The 11,020-nt window shown below is 31.0% G+C and carries 7 protein-coding genes and 1 pseudogene; 5 read left to right on the top strand and 3 right to left on the bottom strand.

Going from position 1 to position 11,020, the window contains the following annotated elements; genetic code table 11:
* Positions 1–7: 7 nt before the first annotated feature.
* Positions 8–400 (bottom strand): hypothetical protein, encoded by a 393-nt coding sequence (locus JFT95_RS28200; RefSeq protein ID WP_201053922.1) that lies wholly within the window; start codon positions 398–400, stop codon positions 8–10.
* Positions 401–589: 189 nt separating this feature from the next.
* On the bottom strand, positions 590–1,873 hold the full coding sequence (locus tag JFT95_RS28195) for a replication-relaxation family protein (RefSeq protein WP_078205621.1): 1,284 nt from the start codon (positions 1,871–1,873) through the stop codon (positions 590–592).
* Positions 1,874–3,405: 1,532 nt separating this feature from the next.
* Here JFT95_RS28195 and JFT95_RS28190 point away from each other — a divergent pair.
* Together JFT95_RS28190 and JFT95_RS28185 are read left to right on the top strand one after the other, a co-directional pair.
* Positions 3,406–3,819 (top strand): hypothetical protein, encoded by a 414-nt coding sequence (locus JFT95_RS28190; protein WP_078205620.1) that lies wholly within the window; start codon positions 3,406–3,408, stop codon positions 3,817–3,819.
* 14 nt (positions 3,820–3,833) lie between these two features.
* Positions 3,834–5,288, top strand: a complete 1,455-nt coding sequence (locus tag JFT95_RS28185) for an FtsZ/tubulin family protein (protein ID WP_002069458.1) — start codon at positions 3,834–3,836, stop codon at positions 5,286–5,288.
* 34 nt (positions 5,289–5,322) lie between these two features.
* On the opposite strand, the gene JFT95_RS28180 is transcribed toward JFT95_RS28185, so the two are convergent.
* Complete coding sequence (locus tag JFT95_RS28180) at positions 5,323–6,063, bottom strand: MerR family transcriptional regulator (RefSeq protein ID WP_002069459.1); 741 nt, start codon at positions 6,061–6,063, stop codon at positions 5,323–5,325.
* A gap of 2,087 nt (positions 6,064–8,150) precedes the next feature.
* Between JFT95_RS28180 and JFT95_RS28175 the strand changes: the two genes are divergently transcribed.
* The 3 genes and pseudogenes from JFT95_RS28175 (at position 8,151) to JFT95_RS28165 (ending at position 10,999) form a co-directional block, all read left to right on the top strand.
* The gene (locus tag JFT95_RS28175; protein WP_201038245.1) at positions 8,151–9,284 is read left to right on the top strand and encodes a hypothetical protein; all 1,134 of its coding nucleotides are present in this window, start codon (positions 8,151–8,153) and stop codon (positions 9,282–9,284) included.
* 686 nt (positions 9,285–9,970) lie between these two features.
* Positions 9,971–10,258 (top strand): annotated as a pseudogene (locus tag JFT95_RS28170) (hypothetical protein); the annotation flags it as partial.
* 204 nt (positions 10,259–10,462) lie between these two features.
* On the top strand, positions 10,463–10,999 hold the full coding sequence (locus JFT95_RS28165) for a PadR family transcriptional regulator (protein WP_016093795.1): 537 nt from the start codon (positions 10,463–10,465) through the stop codon (positions 10,997–10,999).
* The last annotated feature ends 21 nt before the right edge of the window (positions 11,000–11,020 follow it).

Here is an 11,020-nt window from a genome sequence, read left to right as displayed (position 1 = left end):
CTATTCCTTACAGAAACAGCTGAGCTTTATGGCGGAATGTAAAACGTTCTTGTAACTCTGGATTAAATCGCTCTTTTGACTTTTCTAGAAAGAACTTTGCTGTATCTTCAGTCTGTTTTAAATATAGGTCGATACTAGCTTTTTCACAAAGCTTGTCATATTCTTCTTGAGAAAGTACAGCAATATTCACTTCTATTTTCTTAGCAGTTGCAGTTTCAATCAATACGTCGTACCAATAATAATTAGGCTTACCAGGTATTTGAATATCTTGTAGTGAAACGCTGAACTCCGCACCTTCTTCTGTAATATGTTCAAGTACTAGTTCTGGATTTGCTAATGCCTCTCTCACAGAAAGCACTCCCCCATTGGCTGTTGATGCAGTTGTAAATTGCAAATTCATTTTCATTTTCCACCTTTCTCCAAATAAAAAAAGGCAAGCGACACCCACTGTAAAAACAGCGTGTGTCGCTTGCCTTAATTCATATGTTCTGATTTGATTGTAGTTTTAATTATATGTTCAAACGTTATTCTACCACCTTAAATAATGAAAATCAATAAAATTATATAGTGTTATATAAAAAATAATAGATTAATATAACTCAACAAGTTTACGTCTTTTCGGATGAACGTTATTTGCAGTACGTACCATGATCTGTTCATCCATGTCTATATGGATACTTTTATTTTGGATTGATAGCAGTCGTACATTTTCATAAGTGTCCATCAGAAGAATATCTCTGGGCTTTTCACGTTTAGGATAGATAACTACAAGTGGAACACCGTCATCCCCTTCTCTTCTTGAAAACACGACGTCATCTAATCTAGCGATCATTCGATAATCATTTTCGTTCCCAAAAATAAAGAAGAAATCTTGTATAACGTCTTTGTCTCGCCTATAAGTTCGACGTAGACCGCCATCTATTGGCTCCTTAAATATTTGTACGTTCTCAACAAATGCATAACGCCATTCAGCATCTCCTACTGTACGTTGAGATAAAGGCACAAGAATATCTTGTTCGAAATTTTGGTTGTCATCTTTTCCAAGAATGATATCTGAAATAACGTCTCCAGCATCTTTAAGTGAGCAGACGTACATATTTAGATTAGGTATTGTCATTAAAAGTTCGTGATACTCCCTCATAGAAAATAATAGATTCTTCATACGTACGTATGGTGGTTCTGCTTCTTCTGCAAGGAACATTGATTTGTCGTACATGACAAAAATAACTGAAACATTGTCCTTCGTTTTTTGAGCATATTCTACATACTTGCCTACTTTTTCAACTAAGGTAGAATTGGTTTCTTTACACATATCCATTTCAATATAGATATTTTTATCTTGATATGAAATGTGTTCATCAGGTATCACCGGTAACTGGCCATCCTCAATTTTCATATTTTTCTTCAGGTAATAAGAGCGGATATCTAATTTATATAAAATCTCATTATTTTGTGTCTTCTCTGTAGTAGCTAGTAGAGTACGAACAAGAACCTCACGTGAACATAAAGTGTGAAGTGAATTTATACGTGAATATCTTTTTTTTGAAGCGCCAGGTGGGAGCTTCCCTATCTCTTTTAAGAATTCAATTATTTTCTCTTTCAAGGAAAATAAAGCGCGTTTTGTTATACTGTCATCCCTTTTATCTATTTTTTTAGTTAGGATAGCACCATATTGGGAGTATCGGTCGAGTTTTGTAAATACGCTTGCTTCTGAACATTCCCTCCCCTCAAATGCACTATATAACGTAGTGATTTGACGTGTTGTAAGGGCTCTTTTGTAATATAAAACTGTAAAAACAAATATGTCTGCTTCTTTTAGATGAAAATATTTTTGGGTACCTGGTCGTTTATATTTATACAGTTTTTTGAACATTATATACACCTCGTATCTTAAATTAAACTAAAACTAAATAAGTATCATTTTATATATACTAGTACATCTAAATATTGGTTGTAAAACAAGAAAAAATGAATGAGAGGATTTGCCTTCTAGAGATACCTACTCTTGTACTCCAAAGTTGGGATGATAACTTGCTTTATAAATCTGTAGAAAATTATTGATTTAATGGGATTTACGAGATTGTTCTGATTGTTAGGACGGGGTACTGCTAGATACCTAACAAGCATTCAAAAGAAAAATTACTAATAAAGTGATGTTATACCGCCCTAACAAGACGTAGATAGGAATATTAAGATTTTTATGGATTGAAATTATTCAAGAATTATAAAAAGGATTTTGATAACAAAGAGTGATTTTCTTTCCTCGTTATTAGATTATTAATTTCTTTTTTGTGATTGAGTGTCTACTTCTATTACTGGTTCAGTGCGAGATTCAATTTTTTGTAGGCTTTTCCTTTTGTGTTGAATCATCAACTTACTTAGATGAAAATTAATGTTATTTCTTTCTGAATCAACGGCATGGTATAAATACGTCCATGGGCTCTTTACCTTAATTTAGATCCCCATTCACTAAACCATAAAACTACATAATAAATTTTGAGATACCGTCTTTTGTTCATATGAAAATAATGGAGTGAAAATGTCAGAACGATCGAAGTAAACTACTCAATCATTTTAAACTACAAAGTGTTTAAAATGATTGAGTAATTTTGTGGATATGAAATTAACAATCTTCCCTAATAGATTTTTAGGAATGACTGAAATTGATAAGAAATTGGATTCACATGCAGCACCCTTGTTTTTACTGCATACACAGTTGTGCGAATTAATAAAAGAGTTAAGTTAAGTGAAGAAATGCATTAACATAACATTAACAATCCCTTTTCTAACAAGAGATGAATCATGTAAAAGCAAATTGTTAATGAAGGGAAAATGAAGTATGAATTTTTATAGAAACTTAATGGAAGCTTTTAATCAATATAAATAGATGAGTGCAATGTTAATTATTAAAATACAGAACTTTTCCCTCATTATTATATAAGCGGTACATATAATTCTTATACACACAACTTACATGTACCGCTTACTATGTAGTGTTGATGTGAAATTGATATATATAAGAATGGAATTTATTGATATATATAGTGTTTAATGTACGCTGTATATACAAAGTGTATATATAAAATGCACAAGGTTTTGGATTGATAATTTATAAGTTTTATATTAATAAAATAGAGCTATTTTTTGATATGTTCATTTCATGTAGTCATGATAGTAAATCAATCCTTGTTAAAATGTGAATTACATGAAGTGTGAGATTGATATATCATATATACGCTTTATATATACATCGTATATAAGAACCTATGTAAAATACGGATTTCTTTTATTAAGAGACTTATAAGTTCTATATATAAGTTTTATATAGAATGACTTGATATACGACGTATAATGATGTACTATGTTTCTAGGAATAATTAACCAATGCTTTAAGGGGGGGACAACTTGAACGAGGTTTTAAGTGAAAAATATCAAACAATCAAGTTTGCAGATGAAGTAGTAAACATGTTTGCTGATATTCTTGAACAAGATGAGATACTATACAGTGTATTTCTATACATAGGAAACGTAGTAAACAAACAATTTCAAGAGACAACATATATGAGGGGCATATCCATTAATGAAATAGTGGAAAATGTAGTTATAGACAGGAGAGTAAAGAAAACAAAAGGAAAATCTTATTCATTAGAAGTTGAACGTACAAATATATCAAGGCGTTCGGCTGAAATAAGTGTGAGTACATTATCATCAATGTCTTTAATTTATGAAAAGACTATGCACCCATATAAATTTTTAATCTTAACTTATAGAGGACAACAAGTACTTATTGAATTAGGAAAAAGAAAAAAAAGTGAATAAGGAGAGATAAAATAATGGCAAAGAACTTTTTGAAGAATGAAGTAGCAGTTAAAATGACGATGATTGGTTTTGGTCAAGCTGGTACTAGAATGGTAGATAAATTTGCGGAATATAAACATACAGACGGAACAGCAGTATATAACTGCTTAGCGCTAAATAGTAATGATGGGGATCTAGCCGAACTAAAAAATGTACCAAAAAGCAATCAAGTTTCACTTAAATTAGGTGGTTTAGGTAAAAACCCTGAGCGTGCGGTAAAGGTTCTTGATTCAAATGATGACGCAAAAGAAAAATTAAAAGAATTTATAACTGAACGTGTAAGACCATCTGATGAACTTGTTTTGTTTTTTGCAGGACTTGGTGGAGGCACAGGAACCTCTACAATCATTAAGGCCATTGAAGAGTTTTCGGCTTTTCATAATAAGCCAGTAATTAGACAAGAATTACAAAAAGTTGCACAGCAATACCCAATGGCTGAAATAAAAGCAAATCAAGCGAAGTTTACGAGAATCGCCTTTGAAAATGCTATTGAACGCAAAGACTTTATAAAAATGGGGATTGTTGTAACACTGCCTGTCCGAGCAGATGGGCCAGATGTATTACGACAAGTAAATAAATTTTCACAGGAGATTTGGAAATTAGCAAATGATAAATCAAAAGGTGTAGCATTTGTAGTATTTGCTGATAACCAGCACTTTTATGATGAATTTAAGAAATTAAATGAAAATGAGAAAAAAGGTATTGCCAATTCACGAGACTATGCAAATCAACGCATTAGTGAGATTATTCATGAGTTAAATACTGCTGCCAATGGATCTGGTACATCTGTAATACTTGATTCTCAAGACTTTAAACGTATTTTACTTGAGAAAACGGGCTGTTTAGTTATTAATAAGGTTTCACGCAATATGAACCAGATAGAAAATAGCCATGCAATTATAGAGATGTTCCAAGAGTCATTAAGAGGAAGCTCATTCCATCCTCCAATTGATTTGATGAAGAAAAATAACGATGGTTCTGTTGAAGCGTCAAGAGTACATCATTTTGGCATGCTGGCTATCTTAGATGAGCAAAAAAACATTGATGATTCCTTTATGGATGATGCTAAAGTAGAAGTTTCAAATAATCTACCTATAAATGGTACCGTTTTTAACGGGTATTTAGTAAGTAAGAATGATTTCTTAGGAAGTGTATATACGTTCTATAAAACTGATGCATTACCATCAAGGTTATCTAAAGGTTTAGTTGAAGAATTTAATGAGTTTAAAGAAAGACAAAGCCAAATTCAGTACACAAAGTCTCAAATTAGTACAATAGAGAATGTAGATGATGATGACGACTTAGGCTTTGCATTTGGAGATTTTATTGATATGGGTAGTGATGAAGAAAATAAAGATGCTGGAGCAAATGAAGATGATGAATTTGCGGATTTCCTAGATCCAGATAAGATGTTCGGTACTACAAAATAAAGAAAAAGTCTGGATAAAGATCCAGACTTTTTTGTTATTCCACAGTATTCATAAGAGATTTTATATAATCAATAATATTATCCTGTATGTACTGCTCAATGAAGAGTTGTTTTCTACCCAAATCTTCCTCTTTTTTAAACCACCCTACTTTTCTAGTACGCTCTTCTTCAGGTTTACTATTCCACAGGCTTTCTGCTTGTTTTCTTAATTCCTGACGTGCTCTATGCTCAATAATGAAATTATCCAGTCTATCTTGGCGTTGGCGTAATTTTATGGTTTCTACATCTTCTGGTTGTGGTAACTGTTTTAGTATATTTTCAACCCTTTCTTCATAATGAGATTCAATATGTTTTATTTTTTCTTCTAACTGCTTAGTTACCATTTTTTCGATAATTTCTGCAGCGGCTTGAAGGTTTAATTCGGTAGATACTTCATTTGTTTGATTCTCTGGTGAAACTGGTCTTAAATCAAACTGGTGTGGTAAAAGGTCAATAATGGCATCTAAAGACCATTTTTCATCTCTTTTTTGTTTTATAAATAGAGCAATTTCAAGATCTAACGTATTATAGAGTTTTTCGTTTGTGTTTTGGGTTCTTAAAGTTTCGTGAAGCCCTTTTTCCTCTAGAATGTTGAACCAATTATAAACAGTATTATGATGACGCCCGACTAGTTTAGAAAATTCAGTTATTCGCCATGCTTTTTCAAAAACAGTATCATTTAATATGTCATCATCATTAGTTTGATGGTCTTGTGATTCGTTTTTTTGGTCAATCACTGTAACTACCTCCTTAAAAATCAACTCATAAACACCCTATTTGTAATTAACATGTAAACCGAAATTGACATGTTAGGCATTAATTCGATAATAATCATGTAAATCCCTACCTGTTCAGTGATTGACATGAAATATAAAATTAACATGTAACCGAATGTTTGTTAACAAAACATTAACTGTTAACACGTAATATGCTTGATTTGTTGATATTACTGTTAACTCTAAGTGTCTAAATGGTAATGTTCTATCGATGAAAATACCTATCTTTTATGTTAGTAAGATTAATGATAGTTGCCATGAGATTAACAAATCATGTCACTTAATATTAATGATAAGGAAATATAGGTGTTTTGTAAATAAGTTATAAGGATATAATTAAAGTATACTATGGAAAAACAAGCATACTAAACTAAGGAATTTAAATTATAATGTATAAAAACTAGAGAAAAAGGTAATAATACTACTACATTAGTATTATTTGGTGAATTTAAATGTACTTAGCGATATAGGAGCAGAATCAAGATAAATAAACTGTAAGAGTTAATTCCCACTCTACGCTGCCATTAATGTGAAATGTACGAGTATTTTAATATGGTATAGGATACTTGGTTGGATTTGCATAGTTAATTTAATACTGGTAGCTTTTAAACAACTTAAAGACGTTATTTATCTAACATAAAACGCCTTGTTTTTTAATAAAGGTGAAAATCATCCGATCCAGGGGCGAATCTTGGGTTTGTATTGACATTAACATAGAATGTGACATTGATATGAAACAAATTTCACAAGAACAGCCTCCTATCAATGTTAATGTCTTATCAACTAAAATAACCATAGGCGCCTGCTGTATCTATGGTGGTCTTCCATAAAGGGGCGCTTTCAACATAGAATGTTCAATAATCGCTTTGATTAATATATAAATAAAATAAATATATAGTGATGGATTTTATAGAACACTTTGATATGAAGGTTAAATATGCTAAAGTTTCCTTTTGATCATCTAAATAAGTCGATCAATACCTTTTCGGTGTTAATTGATTAATTATGTATGCAAATAACAAAATGAATAAAGAGAATGAAATTAACATGTTGACCGGTTATTGAGTGATATTGTTAAGAATATCTATATTATTATCATTAACATGAAACTATAATGCTATTAACAAGAGATTGATATTTGAATACGATGCTATACTTGTTGTTAATTTTGTATCAACTAAAAGGACAACTTGTTAAGGGTTTAGTTTCATAGAGTTAAGAGTGAATTTTGAAGCTCCATCGAAGTAGTGTTTATTTAGGTGGAATATATCAAAAAAATAATTGAGATTTGTTATAGAGGTTATTAATACACTGAAGTATGTATTGGTTTATAAGTTTTATTATATTTTGTTAGCTTTTAACTATGGTGCAAGCCTGGGCAGGTTCTATAGGTATTTATAATTCTAGTCATTTAGAAATGTTTCTTATAAGGTTGTTAATGATTTCAAATGAATGTGTGTGTATACTTGTTCTCCGCTGTTAAATATTGATATGAAATCAACATTTAACAGCGGGAATTTGATTACATGTTAATGTCAGTTGATATGTTAATGTGAATGCATTCTCTGGAATGAATTTTAATTGTTTACATAACATTAATATGTGAGTTAATTATGTACTAAGTAGTTTTGAAAATCCGGCTGTATATAAAGGTTGAAAGGTTTTGGTGCAAAAACTCTAAAGTTTTTGCAAGTAATCTTCTAAACTTGGACATACTGATAGTGTTACGCTAAAAAAAGTGTGGTTGTTATGGGGAAAGTCTATTCAAATGGAAATGATAGGAAGTCGAACGCATATTATTAACAGTAAGAAGATATCTACGGTACAACTTCTAATTAAATCAATTATAGGTTTTATTTCTTATAAAATTTAAATGAGAAAATGTATTGACATTTTAATTTTATAAAGATAATCTATACATGAATATCAATTGTTTAAGAGTTATATACAAATAAATAAAAAAATTGCTAAACGGACACACCGAAGGCGCATTACCTGCCAGCGGTGTGTCTTTTTTGTGTTTTTGGGGAGGGGAGTAAAAGAAGACTATGAATGCGCAAATGGCTTTTTCCCAACAGAACTTTAAGGTTCATGGGGTTAAGTTTTTCGATGGATTATTAAACATCGTGAAACTAGAAAATGAACGAAAAGAATTACCATCTTCAGCTTTAGCTACTTATATCTTGCTTCACTTTGAATGTAATGATATTGGTATGCTACCACGTGAATTTCAAATCATGGATCTTGCTAAGAAAAGTGGGATTCCCTACACAACAATTTATACGGGGTTTCAAGTTTGCTTGGAGCATAGGCTCGTAAAAGAGACACCTGTTGGAAATCGTACTGTATATGAGGTTGTAGATTATGCCTTGTATAACCATACTGCTGCAAAAACTACAGATATATCACTATCATATTTCCGAATTCCATTTCATCTTATTCAAACAACTATACTTAGTAGTCTTGTAAAGGCTCGTGATAACAGAGGGATTATGTTCCTATTAGAATTAATAAATACTTTTTCGAGAAAAATTGGTATGGAGCATTATAAGCACCAGATTCAAGAGTTCGAGATTACAAGAAGAATGGCTTTTTTAAAGGATAAATTGAATCGTAATGCAAAGAAGGTACGACAATACATAGAAATTTTAAAACCAATTGTGCAATTTACAGCAATTGATTCTAAGGAAAAGAAGTCTAGCGACTCTCGCATAGCGCGTGTTAGAAAACAGGTGAAGCAAGTCATCATTGAAAAGTTCAATGTGGTGTTTTCTTCAAACTGTGTAATGGAGAATGATAAAAAAGATTTACATAGGCCAGTAGCGAAATGCAGAAAGGAAGCAGTATCTCGTTTAAAGTATATGGGACAATCATTACGAAAGAAAGATCGTGAAAATATGATAATTGCATTTAAACAGGAAATTGTGGACATTGCTGCATACATGCCAACAAAGAAAAAACAAAACGAATTACTGATTACTGCAATGACTTATGCATTAGATCAGGTTGAAAATTATACGAAAGAGCAAGAAATATTCTCTATTCCTGCATTTATGCGAGTGCAATTTAGAGAATTCTGGACTGATTTTACGGAAAAAAGCTTGTCTGTAGAAGAAAAACACGATGTAATGATGAATTATTATAATCAAAATGGTGCCTATCCAGACTTCATAAAATCTTAAAAAATATAGTAAGCAGCAGCCCTTGTTAAAAAATCACATAAAAGCAAGGGTTATTTGACATGTTTTTTTATTAAGGAAATGTCTTTACCGGCGTTTTTACGTAAATATATAAACACTTTATGCTGCTTTTGGATACGATTCAATTTGTTTATAATTCGATTCAATACTTGTGATTATCTTAATACTATATATAAAAACCTGTGAATTCTTAGTAATATGATATTTAGCTTCTTAATTTGTGTTTTTTATGATTCATTACTTGTATGTAATGGGGATAGTACGATATGTAATTTGGTTTATTATAAAAGAACGTATGGTATATAAGGATTCATAAGCACTTGTATTTTCTCTTTATATTTAATAATTGAGTTTAGTTATATATGATTCTTGTATTATTTATATAAAATACTTGAATATATTTTTATTTGAAATATTGTTTTCTTTAGATTAGATACATAAAAAATAAGAAAAATATAAGTGAATATATTAGTATTAGGATTTTTTGAAACTGTTGACTTTTAAAATTCAGAGATGTATTCTAATACATGAACAACAATTTACTAAGAGAAATATACAAATTAATAGATAAATTCTTTAGCTAAACGGACACACCGAAGGCACATAACCTGCCATCGGTGTGTCTTTTTTTATGTATTAATAACATTTGAAAGGGAGAAATCAGAACTATGAATGAAATTGTAAGCATGAGTAAAGAGAGATTTGCAAAGTATTGTGAGGATAATTCAACGTTTGAAGAAAGTATTAGTCGTATCATTAATCATTACTTTTTATTGTTAGGTAACAAAGCTAATATCCTACAAGAAAGGGAGTTTAATAACGAAGTTGAAGAAAAGAAATTTAAGAACAATGTAAAGCGCTTTGAAACTCTATTCCCAGCAGCAGCCAAGAATGCATTTTTAAAAGGATATCAACTATGCCTTGAGTTTGTACATCATCCTGAAACCCCATGCCCATCAACCTAAGAAATTCTTTTCTCCCCATAACGAAAAAATAATCCCAATTCTTATAAATAGTGGTATTTTTATATTTGAAAAATTTAAGCCCAAGTACAAAAAACTAGGGGATTCATAATGTATAATTTCATACATTCAAATAAAAAGTTATTGCTCAATATATCGAAACGATATATAATTTAGATATAAAGTTGAGGTGATAAAATGCTTGAATATATCATATTAGGTTTGTTACATGAGGAATCGATGAGCGGCTATGACTTGAAGAAGAATATCGATCACTCTATCGGTTTTTTCTACAAGTCCAGTTTTGGTAGTCTATATCCCGCACTTAAAAGGCTCGAGGAAAAAGAATGGGTAAGTGTAAAAAATGTGAAGGGTGATAGTAAAAACAAAAAAAATTATACGATACAGAATGCAGGAAAAGTTGCACTTTTCAAATGGCTTGAGCAGCCTTTACAAACTACTAAAAATGAACACTTAGTAAAAATATTCTTTATTGATTATCTAGAGAAAGACAAACGCTCGAATCTTTTAAAAGAATTTTATTATCATTTAAAAAATCAAAAGTCTAAGCTTCAACAAGTCGAGGAAATTGTTGCAGTACAAACGTCTCAGTCAAGTAATTCTGAAGAATTTTACCATCGTTCTTCACTCCTCGATTATGGCGTTCGTCATTTAGAAATGGAGATAAGCTGGCTAGAATATCTTATGAAAAGAAAAAACAATACATGTAAGTAACATCTTTAGTTAATGGAGGTT

Source organism: Bacillus sp. TH17, from assembly GCF_016651125.1.
Classification (GTDB): domain Bacteria; phylum Bacillota; class Bacilli; order Bacillales; family Bacillaceae_G; genus Bacillus_A; species Bacillus_A mycoides.
This window is presented reverse-complemented; position numbering and strand designations above follow the sequence as displayed.